Origin of the sequence: Clostridium pasteurianum DSM 525 = ATCC 6013 (genome assembly GCF_000807255.1) — a bacterium.
In the GTDB taxonomy this organism is placed as follows: Bacteria; Bacillota; Clostridia; order Clostridiales; family Clostridiaceae; genus Clostridium_I; species Clostridium_I pasteurianum.
Genome location: NZ_CP009268.1, coordinates 4206915 through 4226227, shown reverse-complemented (window position 1 = coordinate 4226227; position 19313 = coordinate 4206915). Strand labels below are relative to the sequence as shown.

The following is a 19313-nucleotide window of genomic DNA, read 5'->3' as shown; positions in this document are numbered from 1 at the left end:
TCTTAATGAAATGTTGTAGTCTAAAAGAGAGAACTGCAATAGTAACTGGTGCCAGTAGAGGTATTGGAAAAGCTATAGCCCTTAAACTGGCAGATATGGGAGCAAATTTGGTTGTAAATTATAGAAGCAGTACTAATGGCATAGAAGAACTTCTAGAGGAAATAAAGGAAAAAGGTGTAAAGGGCATAGCTGTTCAAGCAGATGTAAGTAAATTTGAAGAAGCAGAGAAACTTGTAAAATCTGCTAAGGACACATTTGGCAGTGTTGATATATTAGTTAATAATGCAGGGATTACTAAAGATACTTTGCTGCTTAGGATGAAGGAAGAAGACTTTGACAGCGTAATAAATGTAAACTTAAAGGGAACTTTTAATACTATAAAGCATGTAAGTAGTATAATGTTAAAGCAGAAGGCTGGAAAGATAATAAATATTTCTTCTGTAGTAGGAATTACAGGAAATTTTGGACAATTGAATTATTCTTCTGCAAAGGCAGGAATTTTAGGACTTACTAAGTCAGCAGCTAGAGAGCTTGGAAGCAGAGGTATTACCGTTAATGCTGTAGCACCTGGTTTTATACAGACAGATATGACGGAGATACTTTCTGATAAGCTTAAAGAAAATATAAAAGATACTATTCCTTTGAAGGTATTAGGTTCACCAGAAGATGTAGCTAATTTAGTGGGATTTTTAGCATCGGATATGGCTTCATATATAACAGGGCAGGTTATAAATGTAGATGGCGGTATGGTAATGCAGTAGACTTTTATTAATAAGTATAAATTAAAAAGTGTAAAGGTAGGAGAAGCGTATGAGTAGAAGAGTAGTTATCACAGGTATGGGAGCAATTACACCTGTAGGAAATGATGTAGAAACATTTTGGAATTCCATTAAAAATGGTAAGTGTGGAATTGATGAAATAACACTATTTGATAATACTGACTTTAAAGCCAAATTAGCAGCAGAGGTTAAAGATTTCAATCCTGAAGATTACATTGAAAAAAAAGAAGCAAGAAGAATGGATAGATTTTGTCATTTTGTTATGGCTGCTTCAAAAGAAGCAGTAAAAGATTCAGGTTTGAACTTTGAAGAAATTGATAAAGAGAGAGTAGGAGTTATATTAGGAAGCGGAATTGGAGGAATAGGTACTATTGAAGAGCAGGTAAAGAAGCTTAATGAAAAGGGACCTGGTAGAGTTTCACCTATGCTTATACCTATGATAATAAGTAATATGGCTTCAGGATATGTAGCAATAGAATACGGCCTTAAGGGAATATGTACTACTATCGTTACAGCATGTGCATCTGCTAATAATGCCATTGGAGAGTCTTTTCACAAGATAAGGAACAGCGAAGTAGATATAGTAATTTCAGGAGGAACTGAAGCGGCAATTACCCCTATATCAATTGCAGGGTTTGCATCAATGACAGCACTAAGTAAAAGTACTGATCCTGAAAGAGCGTCTATACCTTTTGATGCAGAAAGAAATGGATTTATAATGGGAGAAGGATCCGGAGTGCTTGTACTTGAAGAATTGGAACATGCTAAAAAGAGAAACGCTAAAATATATGCTGAAGTAGTTGGTTATGGATCTACTTGTGATGCTTATCATATTACATCTCCATCTCCAGGCGGAGTTGAGGGAGCAAGAGCTATGGATATAGCTATTAAGGAAGCGGGTATAGAAGCTAAAGAAGTATCTTATATAAATGCTCATGGAACTAGTACTCCTCCTAATGATAAAACTGAAACAGCAGCTATTAAAAAGGTCTTTGGAGATTATGCATATAAAATTCCTGTAAGTTCAACAAAATCTATGACAGGTCATTTACTTGGTGCAGCAGGTGCTGTTGAAGCTATTGTATCGGTTAAAGCTCTTCAGGATGGATGTGTACCGCCTACTATAGGATTAAAGGTTAAAGATCCTGAGTGTGATTTGGATTATGTTACAGACTTAGGCAGAAAGGCAGATTTAAACTATGCATTATCTAATGCATTGGGATTTGGTGGTCATAATGCAACTATTCTATTTAAGAAATGGACCGGGAGGTAATTTAAGTGGATTATAAATCAATACAACAGCTTATCAAAACAGCTGGTGAAGAAGGACTTACTTTTCTTGAAATTGAAACTGAAGGAATCCGTATAACTATGAAAAAAGGGTCACAAACTGATGTAGCTGAAAATTCAGTTAGTGTTACTAGTAATTTAGAAAGCTTAGAAGAAAAAAAAGAAGAACAGGTTGAAATAAAAGAAAATGCTGCAAATGAAAATAAAGAAGCAGTGAATAATATAACTGCATCAACAGATGAAAAAGATTTAAAAACTGTAAATTCCCCTATAGTTGGAACTTTCTATGCTTCAGGGGATCCAAAAGAACCTGCTTTTGTAGAGATTGGAAGCAAAGTTAAAAAGGGAGATACTCTTTGTATTATAGAAGCCATGAAGCTTATGAATGAAATACAGTCAGAATTTGATGGTGAAGTAGTGGATATATTAGTAGAAAATGAGCAAATGGTTGAGTATGGACAGAGTTTATTTAAAATAAAAGTAAAATAGATAAGAACTAAAATAAAAATGGATTGTATATAACCATAAGGAGTTCTTATAACAAAGTGGAGGAACAGTTATGAGTTTAGATATAAAACAAATAATGGAGATAATACCACATAGATATCCAATGCTTTTAGTTGATAGAGTTGAAGAAGTTGAACCTGGAAAGAGAGCAGTGGGTTATAAAAATGTTACTATTAATGAACATTTTTTTCAGGGTCACTATCCAGGTAATCCTGTGATGCCAGGTGTATTAATAATAGAAGCATTAGCTCAATTAGGTGGAACAGCCATGTTAAGTATGGAGGAGTATAAAGGAAAGACACCTTTATTTGCAGGTATAAAATCCGCTAAATTTAGAAAACCTGTTATACCAGGAGATGTTTTGAAACTTGAAGTAGAAATTGTTAAAATAAAAGGACCAGCAATAGTAGGTAAAGGTATAGCTACGGTAGATGGAAAAAAAGCAGCTGAGGGTGAGCTAATGTTTATGGTGGTATAATTGTTAAAATAAAATTATAGACACTAAGGTATATTTAAATAAATAACTAGTCATTATGCTAGCCTATTTTGAATCCTACTGCGTCAGCAGAACCTCAGATATCCTACTATCCTGGTCACCTGCTTCCTTGTTGGATTCAAAATATTCGTCGCATCTTTGACTTACTATTTATTTTCACATGCCTAAACTTTAGAAATGGAGAGTATAGATATGCTTAAAAAAATATTAATTGCTAATCGTGGCGAAATTGCAGTTAGAGTAATAAGAGCTTGTCAAGAAATGGGAATAGCTACAGTTGCAGTTTATTCAGAAATCGATAGAGAAGCTATGCATACTCAAATAGCAGATGAAGCAGTGTGTATTGGTCCTGCAAAGTCAAAAGATAGTTATTTAAATATGCAAAATATAATAAGTGCTACGGTACTTACTGGGGCACAGGCTATCCATCCTGGATTTGGATTTTTATCTGAAAACAGTAAATTTGCAAAGATGTGTGAGGAATGTAATATTAAATTTATAGGTCCTGATCCTGAAACTATTGATAATATGGGAAACAAATCAAAGGCAAGAGAAATTATGATTAAAGCAGGAGTGCCAGTTATACCTGGTACAGAAGGAGCTGTAAAAGATTTAGAGGACGCTCTTTTTCAAGCCAAGAAAATAGGATTCCCTGTAATGATAAAAGCTTCTGCAGGTGGTGGCGGAAGAGGTATAAGAATAGTTAAAGAGGAAAGTGAGTTCAAGAAGGCATTTGAAACTGCCAGATCAGAGGCAGAAGTGGCTTTTGGCGACGATACTATGTATATCGAGAAATTTGTAGAAGAGCCAAAGCATATTGAGTTTCAAATATTAGGTGATGATTTTGGAAATATAGTGTATCTCGGTGAAAGAGATTGCTCTATCCAGAGAAGAAATCAAAAAGTTTTAGAGGAAGCACCATCACCTATTATGACAGAAGAGCTAAGAAAGAAAATGGGAGAAGCAGCAGTCAAAGCAGCAAAAGCCGTTAATTATAAAAATGCAGGCACAATAGAATTCCTTTTAGATAAACATGGTAATTATTATTTTATGGAAATGAATACTCGTATTCAAGTAGAGCATCCTATTACTGAAATGGTTACAGGAATAGATTTATTAAAAGAGCAGATTAATATTGCATCAGGAGAAGAATTAACCTTTAAACAGGAGGATATTAAAGTTACTGGTCATGCTATAGAATGTCGTATTAATGCAGAAAATCCTGATAGAGGGTTTATGCCTTCACCAGGAGAGATAAAATATTTATATACTCCAGGTGGACTGGGAGTGAGACTTGATAGTGCAGCATATCAAGGATATGTGATTCCACCTACATATGATTCAATGATAGGCAAACTTATAGTATATGGTCGCGATAGAAAAGAAGCAATAAGCAGGATGAGAAGGGCACTTGGAGAATTTATAATAGAAGGTGTAGATACAAATATAGATTTTCAGTATAGGATAATAAACAATAAGGCATTTATAGAAGGAAAATATAACACAGGTTTTATAAGTAAAGAATTCAATTTATAAAACTATATTTAAAATTAATAGTAGTATAAAATTATTTATTTTCCATAGGATTTTTTACTTCAGATAAAAAATATGTGGTAAAGGTTAGGTGAATTTTTTATGGGGTTATTTAGAAAAAGAAAATATATTACTGTTAGCAATACTGAGATAAAAGATGAAAATGAAGATATAGTCGAAGAAGAATTACCCATAATACCAGATGGTATGTGGGTGAAGTGCCCAAAATGTGGAAGTATATTATATAAAGATGATTTAAATGAAAATTTAAAGGTTTGCGGAACTTGTAATGGGCATCTTAGATTAAATGCCAGAGAGAGAATAAAAGTTATAATAGATGAGAATACTTTTATTGAATTTGATTCAGATATGAAGCCATTAAATCCCTTGAATTTTCCCGATTATGAGGAAAAGACCAAAAAAGAAGCGGAGAAGACAGAACTTAATGATGCTGTTATTACAGGTATGGGTAATATAAATGGCAAAAGTACAGTTATTGCTGTTATGGATAGTAATTTTATGATGGCAAGTATGGGTTCCGTAGTAGGAGAGAAGATTACTAGAGCAATAGAAGCAGCTACAAGTAAATTTTTGCCAATAATAATATTTACTGCTTCTGGAGGGGCTAGAATGCAGGAAGGAATAATCTCTTTAATGCAAATGGCAAAGACTAGCAGTGCCTTGGGAAGGCATGCAGAGGCAGGACTTTTGTATATTACAGTTCTTACAGATCCTACTACAGGAGGGGTTACTGCAAGTTTTGCTATGCTGGGAGATATAATAATTTCAGAACCCGGAGCACTTATAGGATTTGCAGGCAGAAGAGTTATAGAACAAACTATAAATCAGAAGTTACCAAGTGAATTCCAAAGAGCAGAATTTTTACTTAAGCATGGATTTATTGATAGCATTGTTGAAAGAAAGAATTTAAAGGATATTCTTGAAAAACTTTTACCAGATAATTAATAAATTTAATAAGTTGAATTGTAAAATATGAAGATAAAAGGAATGATTCTTTTTATATTATTAGTCTAAATACATCTAAAATAAAACTTATTAATCAGTTGGGGATTGAGGTGATATGAGTTGGATAATGAAAATAAAAGAAATTTATCAGCTTGGGAAAAGCTAACTATTGCTAGAAAAGTGGAGAGACCTACATCGCTTGATTATATAGAAAATATATTTGACGATTTTATAGAATTGCATGGAGATAGAGTGTTTGGAGATGACCCTGCTATTGTAGGAGGTATAGCTAAGTTTAATGGTATATCTGTTACTGTAATAGGAGAACAAAAGGGAAGAGATACTAAAGAAAATATAGAGAGAAATTTTGGAATGCCAAATCCGGAAGGATACAGAAAAGCTCTCAGACTTATGAAGCAGGCTGAAAAATTTAAAAGACCTGTTATTTGTTTTGTAGATACTTCAGGGGCTTATTGTGGAGTTGGAGCTGAAGAGAGAGGACAAGGTGAGGCAATTGCAAAAAATCTTATTGAAATGTCTCAACTGAAAACCCCTGTAATATCTGTAGTTATCGGAGAAGGTGGAAGCGGAGGAGCATTGGCTTTAGCTGTAGCGGATCAAGTTTGGATGCTTGAAAATTCTATCTATTCAGTACTTTCACCGGAGGGATTTGCATCTATACTATGGAAGGATTCCAGAAGGTCCAAGGAAGCTGCGGAAGTTATGAAAATAACTGCACAGGACTTAAAGAATTATGAAATCATTGAAAGAATTATAGAGGAGCCGGAAGGTGGAGCAGATGCTAATGCAAAGTTTGTGTTTGACAGTGTAAAAAATGCGCTTATTGAAGAGCTTCCAAAGCTTATGGATAAAGATAAAGGTTTACTTTTACAAGAAAGATATAATAGGTTTAGAAAAATAGGTAATTTTAAAGAATAAGATTGGCTTTGAACCAACTGGTGGGTGCTTATAGTTTTTATAGGCACCCACCAGTTGGTTAATAAATTGTGATGGTGAGGATATGAGTAAAATATTATTAGCAGAAAAGCCTTCTGTAGCTAGAAATATTGCGGAAGCACTGGAGTGTAAAAACAAAAAAAATGGATATATTGAAGGAAAAGATTATATAGTGACATGGGCCTTTGGTCATTTACTAACATTGTATGATTGTAAGGATTATGATTCCAAATTAGCTCTATGGAGTTTTGATAATTTTCCCTATATACCCAAAGAATTTAAATATAAAATAAAAAATGATAGTAAAAATAGAAATAGTGTTGATGTGGGAGCAAAAAAACAACTTAATGTAATAGGTGATCTTATAAATAAAAATGAAGTTACAGAAATTATAGTGGCTACAGATTATGACAGGGAAGGGGAACTGATAGCTTTTCTTATAATAAATTATTTAAAAATTAATAAGCCTGTATATAGAATATTAATTAATGAATGGACACCGAAGGAAATAAAAAAAGGATTAAATAATCTTAAGAAAGCTTCAGAAATGAAGTCTTTACAGGATGCAGGATTAAGCAGACAGTTGGCAGATTGGGTTATAGGAATTAATTTTACTTCAATAGCCACTATGAAATATACGCGTGGTAAAGGTAATCTTTTGAATATAGGAAGAGTGTTAATGCCAACATTAAAAATGATATACGATAGGGAAATGCAAATAAAAAATTTTAAAGTTGAAGAATTTTTTGAGTTGATTGGAAATTTTAAAAATGAAAAAGGTATGTATAAGGGGAAGTTTTTTTATGGCAAAAAAGATAAATTTCCTAATAAAAAGGATGTCCAAAGATTAAAGGATGAAATACAGGGCAAAGATGGAATTATAATAGAGAAAATAGTACAGGTAAAAAAAGAAAATTCACCTAGCTTATTTAATCTGAGTAATTTACAGGGATACATAACAAGTAAATATAAAGGATATACTGCGGATAAGGTTTTAAAAATAGCTCAGAGTCTATATGAAAAGAAATATATAACTTATCCGAGAACAGAGAGTACTGCTCTTGAAGAAAGTATAAAGGATAAAGCGAAGCATGTATTGGATATTTTAAAAGTCCCATTTGACTTTAAGGATGAGATAATTTTCAGTGAATCAAAAAAAGTTTTTAATAATGAAAAAGTAGAGAGTCATAGTGCAATAATGCCTACCTATCTGATTCCTAAAAATTTAACTGGCGATGAAAAGACAGTATATGATGCAATTAAAAATAGATTTTTGTCTCAATTTATGGAGGCAGCAAAATATGAAAATACGGAAATAGTAACCAGTGTAAAAGGTGAAAATTATGATAGATTGTTTTCCACTAAAGGTAAAATTCTAAAAGTTAAAGGGTGGTTAAAATTATACAAAGAGGAAAAAAAGGATGAACTTCTTCCACCAGTAGAAAAGAAAGATAAAGTTATTATGGAATCTATTAAAATTATAACTAAAAAAACTAAACCTCCAGCTCATCATACTGAAAAAACACTATTAAAGGCTATGGAGACTTGTGGAAAAAATAATGGAAATGATAACGAAGCTGAAGAAGAAACACAAATTTTATATGGTTATTCTATAGGTACAGCAGCTACTAGAGCGGAAACAATAAATAAATTAAAGTATGCAGGCTATATAGAGCAAAAAGGTAAATCTCTTTTGATTACAGAAAAGGGATTAAAACTTATTGAAATATTTCCTGTAAAGGAACTTTTGGATACCGATTATACTGGCAGATTAGAAAAAAAATTATATGATATTGAGAAGGGAGCTTTTGATAAAGAAAAGTTTTTAAAAGAAATATATGGATTTACTATAAATGGAGTAAACACAATTAAGAGACGTAAAGCGGATATAATTTGTGATACTAGAAAAGAAAAACCGTCATAAATATCTATATACAAATCTTATAACAAATATTTAATTGATATATATAACTTGATTTTTGTATTAAAATGTTTATAATTTATATTAATATATAGATATTTCGTAATCAGATATTGAAAATTATAAATATGTCTTAAAATCTGTATTTTCAAAGTATAAATTAATATAGCTAGTTATATAATTATTTAAAATTAATTTTATATGTCATACTGCATATCAAAATTTTTTCAGAAAATTCATTAAAAGTAGGTTGAATAGTTCAGTAAAATTTAGGCAAATATAGTATAATAATAATATTAATATTATGTATGGGGAAAAGGGGATGATAATAATATATATTACAGATGATACTATAGATAAATTTATCAAGGAAGACATACCTTATATTGATTTAACTACTTTAATATTAGATATAGGAAAAAAAAAAGGAAAGATAGAGTTCATTTCAAGAGAAAATGCAACAATTAGTGGGACGGAAGAGATTGTTAGAATATTTAAAAAATTAAATATAAAAATTATAGAATATATGCCAAGCGGGACCAATGTTTTAGCAGGTGAGGTTGTATTAGGGGGTGAAGGTTACGCCCAGGATTTGCATATGGCATGGAAGTTATCTTCAAACATACTTGAATATTGTTCAGGTATAGCAACTAGGACTAGAACTTTAGTTGATAGAGCAAAAAAAATTAATCCTAAAATAGAACTCTTTACTACTAGAAAAGTGTTTCCTGGTACTAAAGAATTATCAATAAAATCAGCTATAGCTGGAGGGGCATATCCTCATAGGCTTGGATTATCTGAAACTATATTAATTTTTGAGAAGCACATGAATTTTATGAATGGAGTAGATGGATTAATTTCACAGTTTGAAAATATAAAATCAAAAGCTTGTGAAAAAAAGATTATTGTTGAAGTTGAGTCTTTAGAGGATGCTATAAAATTTAGTAAAGCAGGGGTGGATGGCATTCAGTTTGATAAAATTCCTCCAAAAGACTTAAAAAGTATGGTAGAGGAAGTAAGAAATATTGACTACAAAATTACCCTTATAGGCACAGGAGGAATTAATTCTAATAATGTTGAAGAATATGCAAAAACAGGAGTAGATGCAATTTCAACTACTTGGGTCTATTTTGGAAAACCAGTTGACTTTGGAACTAATATAGTGAGAATTAAATAGAGTATCATTTTATCCATAAATTATATATAGGTAAATATAAATTAAAAGTTAATACAGCTATGTATATAAGGCATCTCATGTTTAGTGCTTATGAAGGGTATAAAATTAAAAACTTAAAATTTTAGGAGGGTATTAATATGGATTTAGATTTAATGGAGGATAGTATTTTATTGGATGATGATTGTAATTTAAATGACTTAAATTTTTTGGGGATAATAGCGTGTAGTGTAAGACAGACTTTTAAAGAAGAACTTGAGAAGGCCGTAATAGAACATAGGGATAAAAAAAACATAAAATTAAAAGGTTATGTTCCTTCAGGCTGTAGTTGTAAAGCAGACCTTAGCAGCATATGGGATGCAAAAAATATAGATGATTTTCCAGATGTTGCTGCTGCCAATGGATTTAAAGATGAATTTAGAAATGGATTTATGAATGACTTGGTAGACAAAGGACATTTTAAGTATTTTAGAGATGAAAAAAACATAAATAAGGAGTTTTTAGAAGCAGGATGTATTGATCCTAAGGGTGTATATAATATGTATGGAGTGTCCCCAAGTGTAATACTTGTAGATAAGAAAAAATTAGGGGATCTTCCCATGCCTAAGAATTGGGGTGACTTATTAGATCCTGTTTATAAGGATAATATAATAGTGGGGGGAACATCAGAGGAACTAAGTGATTCAGCAGTATTATATATCTATAAAGAATATGGAGAAAATGGAGTAAAGAAATTGGTTAAAAATACCAAGAGCCTTTGGCATCCATCTAAGATGTCAAAGACTGCAGGTACAATGAATCAAGAGGGAGCAGCAATATATGTTATGTCTTGGTTTTTTGCAAAAACTTGTCCTAATGCAGAAAAGGTAGCTATAGTATGGCCTGAAGATGGAGCACTTATTAACCCTATGTGCATGATTGCAAAGGAATCAAAAGTTTCAGAAATGGATACCCTTATAAATTTTGTCATGGGCGAAGACTTGGGAAGTAAACTTGCAGATAGTTATTTTCCATCATTAAATTCAAAAGTTGATAATAAATTGCCAGAAAATGCAAAATTTAAATGGCTGGGATGGGATTATATAAGAGAAAATGACATGGAAGAAGTAAGGAATACAACAAATACCATGTTTATAAAAGAATGGCACAATAAGTAATAGATATATTTAATTAGGCAAGTAATGCGATGAATTTTTATTAGTACTCGATTTTATTGTATAATAAAGTGTAAAAATATTGAATATGTTATATGAATTACTTGCCTAATATTAGAATTAGCATAAATATATTTTTTGAATTAGATTGTTAATTGGTGAATTCTATCTAAAATAAAATATAGAAAGAGTGGTTATATGAAGTTAATTACAGTATCAGGGCCTCCATCCTCTGGTAAAACTTCAGTAATTTTAAAGACAATTGAAGTTTTGAGATCAGAAGGGACTAAGATTGGTGTTATTAAATTTGATTGCTTATCATCTTTTGATAATGTTTTATATGAAAAATTAAATGTGCCTGTAAAGGTTGGACTATCAGGAAGTCTTTGTCCTGATCATTTTTTTGTAAGTAATATTGAAGAATGTGTACAATGGGGAGTAAAAGAGGGATTAGATATACTTATAACTGAAAGTGCAGGACTTTGTAATAGATGTTCACCTCATATAAAAGAAATTCCAGCAGTATGTGTTATCGATAATCTATCTGGTATAAATACACCTAAAAAAATAGGACCAATGCTTAAATTTGCAGATATAGTTGTAGTTACTAAAGGAGATATAGTTTCTCAAGCAGAAAGAGAAGTGTTTGCATTTGAAATAAAACAAGCAAATCCAAATGCTAAAATTGTATTTGTAAATGGTATAACAGGTCAAGGCGCTTATGAATTAGGCAAAAAATTAAAAGATAATAGTACTATAAATGAGATTACTAATAAAAGATTAAGATTTCCAATGCCTGCAGCGGTTTGTTCCTACTGCCTTGGACAGACAAAAATAGGAAAAGAGTATCAAAATGGCAATATTAAAAAAATGACCTTTTAAGGAGGATATCGTTAGTTCGTAAGAATATATATAAATATATTCAAATCTGAAAAAAGAACAGTTATATACACAAGAGTTTCAACTTCTAATCAAAAAGATAATTTGAAAAATCAAGTTGAGTTTCTTAAACAGTATGCTAACGCAAAAGGTATTATTGTAGATGAAATAATAGAAGATTATTAGTTCAAGATATAATTTCCATACTTCGTGTTTTTAGTTGTAGAATTTATGGTTTAAGAAAATATAAAAAAGGATAAAGGAAGATGAAGAAGTTGAAAAAAGCATACAAAATAGAGATTAAACCTACTGATGAACAAAAACAAAAAATTCATCAAACTATTGGTGTAAGCAGGTTTATATATAACTTTTACATCTCCCATAATAAAGAAGTTTATAAAAAAGAAGAGAAGTTTATTAGTGGTATGGACTTTTCTAAATGACTTAACAATGAGTATATCCCTAATAATCAAGATAAAGTTTGGATTAAAGAAGTATCTTCCAAAGCTACAAAACAAGCTATTATGAATGGTGAGAAAGCTTTTAAAAAGTTTTTTAAGGGCGAAAGCAGATTTCCTAAATTCAAGAAGAAGAAAAAACAAGATGTAAAAGCGTACTTTCCTAAAAACAATAAAACAGATTGGACAATTGAAAGACATAGAGTTAAAGTGCCAACATTAGGATGGATTAGATTTAAAGAATTTGGTTATATCCCAGTAAATTCAATGGTTAAAAGTGGTACAATAAGCCAAAAATCAGATAGATATTATGTTTCAATATTAGTTGAAGAAGGAATTAAAGTAAATGATAAAGCATTTTCTAAAGGTATAGGTATTGATGCTGGGCTTAAAGAATTTGCAGTTTCTTCTAATGGAAATAGTAAAAAGAACATTAATAAAACTGCTAAAGTTAAAAAGATAGAAAAGAAATTAAAAAGAGAACAAAGAAAACTTTCAAGGAAATATGAAAGTTTAAAATTAAGAAATAAGAAAATGAAAGGAGAAGTTACTCGTCAAAATATCCAAAAGCAAGTAGTTAAGGTACAAAAACTTCATCAAAGACTTACTAACATTAGAACTGATTATATAAACAAAGTTGTTAGTGATTTAATAAATCAAAAACCACGATTTATAACAATAGAAGATTTAAATATTAAGGGAATGATGAAGAACAGGCATTTAGCTAAATCTGTATCACAACAAAAATTCTATGAATTTAGAACTAAACTTATTTCTAAAGCTAAACAGAATGATATTGAAATAAGATTAGCTGATAGATTTTATGCAAGTAGTAAAATTTGTAGTTGTTGTGGATACATTAAAAAGGATTTAAAACTATCTGATAGGGTATATAAATGTGATAATTGTAATGCCTCAATAGATAGAGATTTAAATGCTTCAATAAATTTAGCTAATGCTAAAAAATATAAGACAGCTTAATTAAACAAGCACTTATATGTGTACCCAAGGCTATTTGGGGAATTAACGACTGTGGAGTGCTATACAAACTGTAGTAGCTTCGGCAAGGCAGAGGCAAGGCAGAGTACATTGAAGCAGTAAAAGTCTCAATATGGATACGTTTGACCATATTTTGAGTAGCAGGTAGTCTTATGGAAGATACCATAAATAATGAAATATTAGATATAAAAATATTAAATGTGATTGCTAAATATCCTTATGCGGATAGTTTTTTTAATTCTGCAGGTATTAAAAGTTTTGATAAGAATCTTACCATGAAACAATTGGTTAGTGAATTTTCAGATGAAAATTTAGATGATCTCGGTATTGGAAGAGATCAGATATTAGAAAATTTTATTTCTTTTATTGACAATATGGAAAAAACCAAGGAAGATGAAAGCAGTATTGTGAATTCTGTAACTATAATTGGAGGATACAACAAGCTTAGAGAAAGAGAAGATTTGAGCATAACTTTGAATAGGGGAGAAATAATATCAATAGTTGGACCTACAGGCTCTGGTAAAAGCAGGTTATTAGAAGATATTGAATGTTTAGCACAAAACGATACTCCTACAGGCAGGCAAATACTTGTTAATGGTAAGGTTCCAGAGGAAGATAAACGTTTTTCTATAGAGAATAAGCTTATTGCACAATTATCTCAAAATATGAATTTTATAATGGACGTAACAACTTCGGAATTTATTACTAGGCATGCAGAAAGTCGTAGAGTTAAGAATATAGATGAAATAGTGAAGTCTATAATTAAATGTGCAAATGATTTGGCGGGAGAAAAGTTTTCGGCAGATGTACCAGTTACACAGCTTAGTGGAGGGCAATCTAGAGCACTTATGATAGCTGATACAGCACTGCTTAGTAAATCACCTATAGTGCTTATAGACGAAATAGAAAATGCTGGAGTAGATAGAAAAAAGGCTATAGAGTTTTTGGTGAAGAGAGAAAAAATAGTTTTAATGTCCACACATGATCCTATTTTAGCATTGATGGGAAATAAGAGAATTGTAATAAAAAACGGAGGTATTAATAAAATAATAAATACCAGTAAAGTTGAAAAAAATAATCTTGAGATGCTCAGTAAATTTGATTATAAAATGTTACAAATGAGAAATCTTCTTAGAAATGGTAAACAAATTGATTTTAATATAAAAGATTATTTTAAAGTTGACTAATTAATAAAAAACCATGTAAGGTTGTAAGTTGTATACACTTTGCATGGTTTTTTTATTTGAAAAATTTTAAACATATTAATAAAGTTTTCTTAGTTAGAATTTGTACTCCAACTAAGTTTAGATTAATAAGTTTTATTGGTAATTAAAGGTTGCCGTTATATGAGCAGTTATATTAAGTTGACCAGGCAATATGGGAGTACTTGCAGCAGCAAAAACCAAGGGATTTCTAGCACTAGAAGATGGCTGATCAAATCTACTTTCTACAATATTTATTGGAGTCTCATTTAGTGTAACACCTAGACTATTACTTATGGATCTAGCTCTTATTAAAGCATCTTCTACGGCAAGATTTAAGGTTTTCCTATAGTAAGGTGTTGGATTTGATAAGAAGAAGCTTATATTATTTATAATATTTACTCCATTTGCAGTAGCTGTATCCACAATTGTGCCAATGCTATTTATGGTCATTGTGATAACTTTAATATTATTTGTAACTCTATAAGTTTTAAAGGTTTGTTTACCGTCAATATAGTCATATAAAGGTTCTATGGCATAGCTGTCGGTATTCATACTCTCTTCATTAATACCTATAGATTTTAAAGAATTAATAACTCTTGTAGCTATAATAGTATTTTCATTTTGAGCAGTTTCCAAATCTGTATTTTCAGTTTGAATACCCAATATAATGCTAGCAGTGTCTGGAGTAGCTTTTACATTACTGGTGCCATCTACTCTTAAAGTTTTAATTTCTTTACTTTTATAATAAGAATTATTACGATTATAGGGATAAAAAAAATAACTATTATTAGGTTCGTAATACATAGTATTTATTCCTTCCTAGAAAAATACATTAATTTACTTCAATATATGAATTAATCTAGAAATTTGTTATAATTATTTTAAACTATTATATATTTCATCAAGATTAGTTTTCATACTTTGTATATAATCTAAACCATCCTCTTTGCTTTCAAGGGTGTAAATTTTTTGTGTTTTAGCTCCAACTTCTTTTGCCAGAGTGTTTGATACTTTTGGACTAGCCATATCTTCTACAAAAATAGTTTTTATATTATTATCTTTACAATACTTTACAAGGTCTTGCAGTTTTTGTGTGCTTGGATCACCTTCTGCAAATACATCTTCTACACTATTTTGTTTTAAGTTAAAATCTCTGCAAAGATAGGCAAAAGCAGCATGACCAGTTACAAAATTTTTGTTTGGAATATTTTCTAGTTTTGATTTATAATCAGAATATAAAGAATCAAGTTGATTTTTAAAATCTGCATAGTTTTTTTCATAAAAATTTTTATTAGATGGATCAGCTTTTATTAAAGCTTCTTTTATGTTATTTGACTCTAATTCGGCACCTTTTGGGCTAATCCAAATATGAGGGTCATACTCCCCGTGTTCTTTAATTTCATCAGGATCAGAATTTTTTATAGCATCGGCACCTTTAGATGCTTCCACTACTATTAAATTCTTATTTTCTGCTGATTCTACTGCTTTGTCAGCCCATTTTTCCATTCCTAAGCCACTATATACAAATACTTTTGCAGTAGTAAGTGTCTGAAAATCCTTTATTTTGGGATCGAATTCGTGAGGTTCTGTTCCATTAGGTATCATAGTAGTGATATCAACTTTGTCTTTACCAATAGCACTTACAAATTCTCGCATGGCATTAAAGGAAACTACAACTTTGAGTTTTTTTGATGTAGTATCAGCAGTAGAATTATTGGCAGTGGAGTTGGTGCCGCAGGAAGATAGAGTTAGCAGCATTGATAATACAACAATAGATAAGATAAATTTTTTTAACAAGTTAATCACCTCTTCATATATGTAAATGCAATTTGTTTGCATTTACATATATTTTACACTTTATTGCCAGTTTAAGTCAATCCCATATTTAATGTGAAATATAAATTTAGATTTTCTAGATAAGCTTACTTATCTTATCTATTCTTATTAATATTTAATTATAAATTAGATGTCTATAAATAAAGTTTAATTATAAATGTAAAGAATAAAGGTTTATAATTAAAGATGCAGATATAGACATCTGATTTTCCATAAAGTAAACTATTATAATAAATAGATTTCTTTTAATTATTATAAGTTAAAATAAATTATATTTATTTAAAGAAAGGAAGATGAATATGGATGAACAGGTAGCCAATTTTTTTACAAATATATTTTTAATTGTAACAATCTTTATAGGGGCAGTGTTAATAACTCAAGGAATACGTATAAATTATATTTATCTTGTAGGTTTATTACCGCTAATATTTATAGTTTTTATGGTATTCTATATAAGAAAAAAATTAATACTGGAAGGATTATATAAAACATTTATTAAAGAATGGGGAAAAGATGTAGAAAGAAAAAGAGATTTTAAAAGTATAAGAAGTATATTCGACTATATAAGATATGAAAATGATAATGAATTTTACCTGGATGATCAAACTTGGTCAGATTTAACTATGGATGAGGTTTATAAGCTAATTGATAGAACCTTGACATCACCAGGGGAAGAAGCTCTATATAAAATACTTAGAACTCCACTATTCAAGGAACAGGATTTAAAAGATAGAAATGAAATTATAAATCTAATGCAAAATGACAAAAAATTCAGAGAAGAATTGGGAATGTACCTTTTAAAACTTAATAGAAAAAAGATAAATGATATACCAGATTTATTATGGAATGATATAAATGCAGATATAAGATTAAGACCTATTTGTATAGTAATGGCTATTGTTCCAGTAGCATCTATAGTATTTTTCTTGATCACGAAGAATTTAAATGCAATTTTTATTACTTTTATTGCTCTTTGTGTAAATTATATTATACATAATAAGATTAAAAAAAGAATAACTAAGTATGTTTCATGCATAGGATATCTAAATAACATAATAGTTGCTGGCAATGATATTTCAAAGATTTCCTGTGAAAAATTTAAAAGTTATAAAGATCTACTGGGTGAATTGAGTAGAAGAGTTTTTAGTATAACTAAAAGATCTGCAGGAGTTGGAAGAATAGAGGGAATTGATCAAACAGGTATAGCAGAAATTTTGTACGTAATTTTATTATTTGAGGAAAATCAATTTTTTTCTTGTATAAATTTAATAAAAAAGTATCAGGAAGATTTAAAAAGATTATATGTCATTATTGGAGAAATAGATGCAATGCTTTCAATAGCAGCTTATAGAGATGGTCTTAAATTTTATTCTCATCCTAATTTTACTGATGATACTAAATATCTAGAAGCTGAGGAATTAATTCACCCTCTTATAGATAATGCTGTTTCTAATTCAATTAATATAAGTGATAAAGGTATTATACTAACGGGGTCTAATATGTCAGGAAAATCTACATTTTTAAGAACTATAGGTGTAAATGCAGTTTTAGCACAAACTATATATATAACTACCTCGTCCTATTATAAAGCAAGTTTTTTTAAGATAATGACGTCTATAAGTCCTGAAGACAATATAATGGGTGGCAAAAGTTATTATTTTAGAGAGGCAGAGGCTCTGCTTAGAATAATTGAGGAAAGTGGAAAGGATTATCCCCTTCTTTGCATAATAGATGAAATATTTAGAGGAACTAATCCTGTGGAGAGAGTTAACGCATCTATAGAAATATTAAAGTATCTTGAAAGACATAATGCACTTGCTGTTGTTGCTACACATGATATAGAACTTACAGATATGCTAATGGATAAGTACAACCTTTTCTATTTTACAGAGGATATAGACAAAGATGGTATGGTCTTTGATTATAAATTAAAGCCTGGGGTATGTAGGACTAGAAATGCAGTAAAACTGCTTAAGTTCCTCAATTATCCAGATGAAATTATTGAAAATACCAATAGACGTATTGAGGGAATTCTAAAATGTGACAAAGAATAGATGGGAAAGTGGCTGTGGCACTAAAAATTAGTGCCACAGCCATTTTAATTTATTTTGTACTTATTAAAAAAGAATTGCCTAGATAAATAAATATGTTATTAAATTTAATAAATATTTATTATTTTGATATATAGTATTTAATATTTGTTGATATTTTTTCTAGTATAATTGGCATAAATATCTATACAATATTAAATAATTAGTAAAAAAATATAATGATTTTTAATAAAATAAAAAAAATAAATGTAGGTTTATATAGTTTTACATAGTTGCAGATGTAAAATGATATTATACAAATTGATAAAAATAATAGCTTGATTTTTATACTATATCTATTATTGATAAATAGTTATGAGGTGATAAATTTGATTAAATTAGAAGGTGTTCATAAAAGATACGGTAAAGCACATGTATTAAAAGGTGTTGATTTAACAGTTTCAAATGGTGAAAAATTAGTCATAATTGGACCTAGTGGTTCTGGGAAAAGTACATTAATCAGAAGTATGAATCTATTAGAAAAACCATCTGAAGGCAAGGTAATAATAGATGACGTTGATATTACTGGGCCTAAGGCTCCTATTAATAAAATAAGACAATCAGTGGCTATGGTTTTTCAACAATTTAACTTATATCCACATAAAACAGTACTTGAAAATTTAACTTTGGCACCGGTATTACTTAAAGGGGTTTCTAAAAAAGAAGCAACTGAGTCAGCCATGATGTACTTAGAAAAAGTTGGTTTGAAAGATAAGGCTAATTCATATCCTTCCCAACTTTCAGGTGGTCAGCAACAGCGTGTGGCAATTGCGAGAGCTTTAAATATGAAACCAAAGACTATACTTTTTGATGAACCAACATCTGCCTTAGATCCGGAAATGATTCAGGAAGTTTTAGATGTTATTGCTAGTCTTGCAGAAGAAGGCATTACTATGGTAATTGTTACCCACGAGATGGGATTTGCTCGTAAAGTAGCAGACAGAGTGATATTTGTTGATGGTGGACAGATTTTAGAGGAGGGAGAACCGGAACATTTTTTCACTAATCCAACTCATGATAGAACTAAACAATTTTTAAGTCGTATAATGCATTAAAAATTATATATAAA

16 protein-coding genes and 2 pseudogenes are annotated in these 19313 nt (G+C 30.3%); 16 read left to right on the top strand and 2 right to left on the bottom strand.

Annotation, left to right across the window (positions count from 1 at the left end; genetic code table 11):
- Positions 1–5: 5 nt before the first annotated feature.
- The 14 genes and pseudogenes from fabG (at position 6) to CLPA_RS19210 (ending at position 14300) form a co-directional block, all read left to right on the top strand.
- Positions 6–761: a 3-oxoacyl-[acyl-carrier-protein] reductase gene (gene fabG, locus CLPA_RS19270; RefSeq protein WP_003445077.1), complete on the top strand. Its 756-nt coding sequence runs from the start codon at positions 6–8 to the stop codon at positions 759–761.
- 49 nt (positions 762–810) lie between these two features.
- Positions 811–2052, top strand: coding sequence for a beta-ketoacyl-ACP synthase II (gene fabF, locus CLPA_RS19265; protein WP_003445079.1), 1242 nt, complete (start codon positions 811–813; stop codon positions 2050–2052).
- Positions 2053–2057: 5 nt separating this feature from the next.
- The gene (accB, locus tag CLPA_RS19260) at positions 2058–2558 is read left to right on the top strand and encodes an acetyl-CoA carboxylase biotin carboxyl carrier protein (RefSeq protein WP_003445080.1); all 501 of its coding nucleotides are present in this window, start codon (positions 2058–2060) and stop codon (positions 2556–2558) included.
- Between the two features lie 70 nt (positions 2559–2628).
- Positions 2629–3054, top strand: coding sequence for a 3-hydroxyacyl-ACP dehydratase FabZ (fabZ, locus tag CLPA_RS19255; RefSeq protein ID WP_003445081.1), 426 nt, complete (start codon positions 2629–2631; stop codon positions 3052–3054).
- A gap of 210 nt (positions 3055–3264) precedes the next feature.
- Complete coding sequence (locus tag CLPA_RS19250) at positions 3265–4608, top strand: acetyl-CoA carboxylase biotin carboxylase subunit (RefSeq protein ID WP_003445082.1); 1344 nt, start codon at positions 3265–3267, stop codon at positions 4606–4608.
- Positions 4609–4707: 99 nt separating this feature from the next.
- Positions 4708–5571 carry an acetyl-CoA carboxylase, carboxyltransferase subunit beta gene (accD, locus tag CLPA_RS19245; protein WP_003445083.1) on the top strand — a complete coding sequence of 288 codons (864 nt, stop codon included), beginning with the start codon at positions 4708–4710 and terminating at the stop codon, positions 5569–5571.
- A gap of 120 nt (positions 5572–5691) precedes the next feature.
- Positions 5692–6510, top strand: coding sequence for an acetyl-CoA carboxylase carboxyltransferase subunit alpha (locus tag CLPA_RS19240; RefSeq protein ID WP_003445084.1), 819 nt, complete (start codon positions 5692–5694; stop codon positions 6508–6510).
- Between the two features lie 82 nt (positions 6511–6592).
- Complete coding sequence (locus CLPA_RS19235; protein ID WP_003445085.1) at positions 6593–8452, top strand: type IA DNA topoisomerase; 1860 nt, start codon at positions 6593–6595, stop codon at positions 8450–8452.
- Positions 8453–8771: 319 nt separating this feature from the next.
- Positions 8772–9626, top strand: coding sequence for a ModD protein (modD, locus tag CLPA_RS19230; protein ID WP_003445086.1), 855 nt, complete (start codon positions 8772–8774; stop codon positions 9624–9626).
- Positions 9627–9763: 137 nt separating this feature from the next.
- The gene (locus CLPA_RS19225) at positions 9764–10780 is read left to right on the top strand and encodes an ABC transporter substrate-binding protein (protein ID WP_003445087.1); all 1017 of its coding nucleotides are present in this window, start codon (positions 9764–9766) and stop codon (positions 10778–10780) included.
- Between the two features lie 195 nt (positions 10781–10975).
- Positions 10976–11659 (top strand): GTP-binding protein, encoded by a 684-nt coding sequence (locus CLPA_RS19220; protein WP_003445088.1) that lies wholly within the window; start codon positions 10976–10978, stop codon positions 11657–11659.
- A 42-nt stretch (positions 11660–11701) separates the two neighbouring features.
- Positions 11702–11960 (top strand): annotated as a pseudogene (locus CLPA_RS20615) (recombinase family protein); the annotation flags it as partial.
- Positions 11932–13095: pseudogene (locus CLPA_RS19215) on the top strand (RNA-guided endonuclease InsQ/TnpB family protein). The pseudogenes CLPA_RS20615 and CLPA_RS19215, both read left to right, overlap by 29 nt.
- A gap of 170 nt (positions 13096–13265) precedes the next feature.
- Positions 13266–14300, top strand: a complete 1035-nt coding sequence (locus CLPA_RS19210; RefSeq protein WP_003445089.1) for an ATP-binding cassette domain-containing protein — start codon at positions 13266–13268, stop codon at positions 14298–14300.
- A 132-nt stretch (positions 14301–14432) separates the two neighbouring features.
- Here the strand turns inward: CLPA_RS19210 and CLPA_RS19205 are convergent, their stop codons facing one another.
- Both CLPA_RS19205 and CLPA_RS19200 read right to left on the bottom strand, forming a co-directional pair.
- Positions 14433–15122 (bottom strand): SIMPL domain-containing protein, encoded by a 690-nt coding sequence (locus CLPA_RS19205; RefSeq protein ID WP_003445090.1) that lies wholly within the window; start codon positions 15120–15122, stop codon positions 14433–14435.
- 72 nt (positions 15123–15194) lie between these two features.
- Positions 15195–16115 carry a metal ABC transporter substrate-binding protein gene (locus CLPA_RS19200; protein ID WP_003445099.1) on the bottom strand — a complete coding sequence of 307 codons (921 nt, stop codon included), beginning with the start codon at positions 16113–16115 and terminating at the stop codon, positions 15195–15197.
- 338 nt (positions 16116–16453) lie between these two features.
- Here CLPA_RS19200 and CLPA_RS19195 point away from each other — a divergent pair, with 338 nt between their 5' ends.
- Together CLPA_RS19195 and CLPA_RS19190 are read left to right on the top strand one after the other, a co-directional pair.
- On the top strand, positions 16454–18208 hold the full coding sequence (locus CLPA_RS19195; RefSeq protein WP_003445100.1) for a MutS-related protein: 1755 nt from the start codon (positions 16454–16456) through the stop codon (positions 18206–18208).
- Positions 18209–18573: 365 nt separating this feature from the next.
- A complete protein-coding gene (locus CLPA_RS19190) occupies positions 18574–19299 on the top strand; it encodes an amino acid ABC transporter ATP-binding protein (protein WP_003445101.1) in 726 nt (241 codons plus the stop codon).
- Positions 19300–19313 lie beyond the last annotated feature (14 nt).

Coding starts and splice junctions, on each gene's coding strand:
- fabG (WP_003445077.1), top strand. CDS start 6: ATGAAATGTTGTAGTCTAAAAGAGAGAACTGCAATAGTAACTGGTGCC.
- fabF (WP_003445079.1), top strand. CDS start 811: ATGAGTAGAAGAGTAGTTATCACAGGTATGGGAGCAATTACACCTGTA.
- fabZ (WP_003445081.1), top strand. CDS start 2,629: ATGAGTTTAGATATAAAACAAATAATGGAGATAATACCACATAGATAT.
- CLPA_RS19250 (WP_003445082.1), top strand. CDS start 3,265: ATGCTTAAAAAAATATTAATTGCTAATCGTGGCGAAATTGCAGTTAGA.
- accD (WP_003445083.1), top strand. CDS start 4,708: ATGGGGTTATTTAGAAAAAGAAAATATATTACTGTTAGCAATACTGAG.
- CLPA_RS19235 (WP_003445085.1), top strand. CDS start 6,593: ATGAGTAAAATATTATTAGCAGAAAAGCCTTCTGTAGCTAGAAATATT.
- modD (WP_003445086.1), top strand. CDS start 8,772: ATGATAATAATATATATTACAGATGATACTATAGATAAATTTATCAAG.
- CLPA_RS19225 (WP_003445087.1), top strand. CDS start 9,764: ATGGATTTAGATTTAATGGAGGATAGTATTTTATTGGATGATGATTGT.
- CLPA_RS19220 (WP_003445088.1), top strand. CDS start 10,976: ATGAAGTTAATTACAGTATCAGGGCCTCCATCCTCTGGTAAAACTTCA.
- CLPA_RS19210 (WP_003445089.1), top strand. CDS start 13,266: ATGGAAGATACCATAAATAATGAAATATTAGATATAAAAATATTAAAT.
- CLPA_RS19205 (WP_003445090.1), bottom strand. CDS start 15,122: ATGTATTACGAACCTAATAATAGTTATTTTTTTTATCCCTATAATCGT.
- CLPA_RS19195 (WP_003445100.1), top strand. CDS start 16,454: ATGGATGAACAGGTAGCCAATTTTTTTACAAATATATTTTTAATTGTA.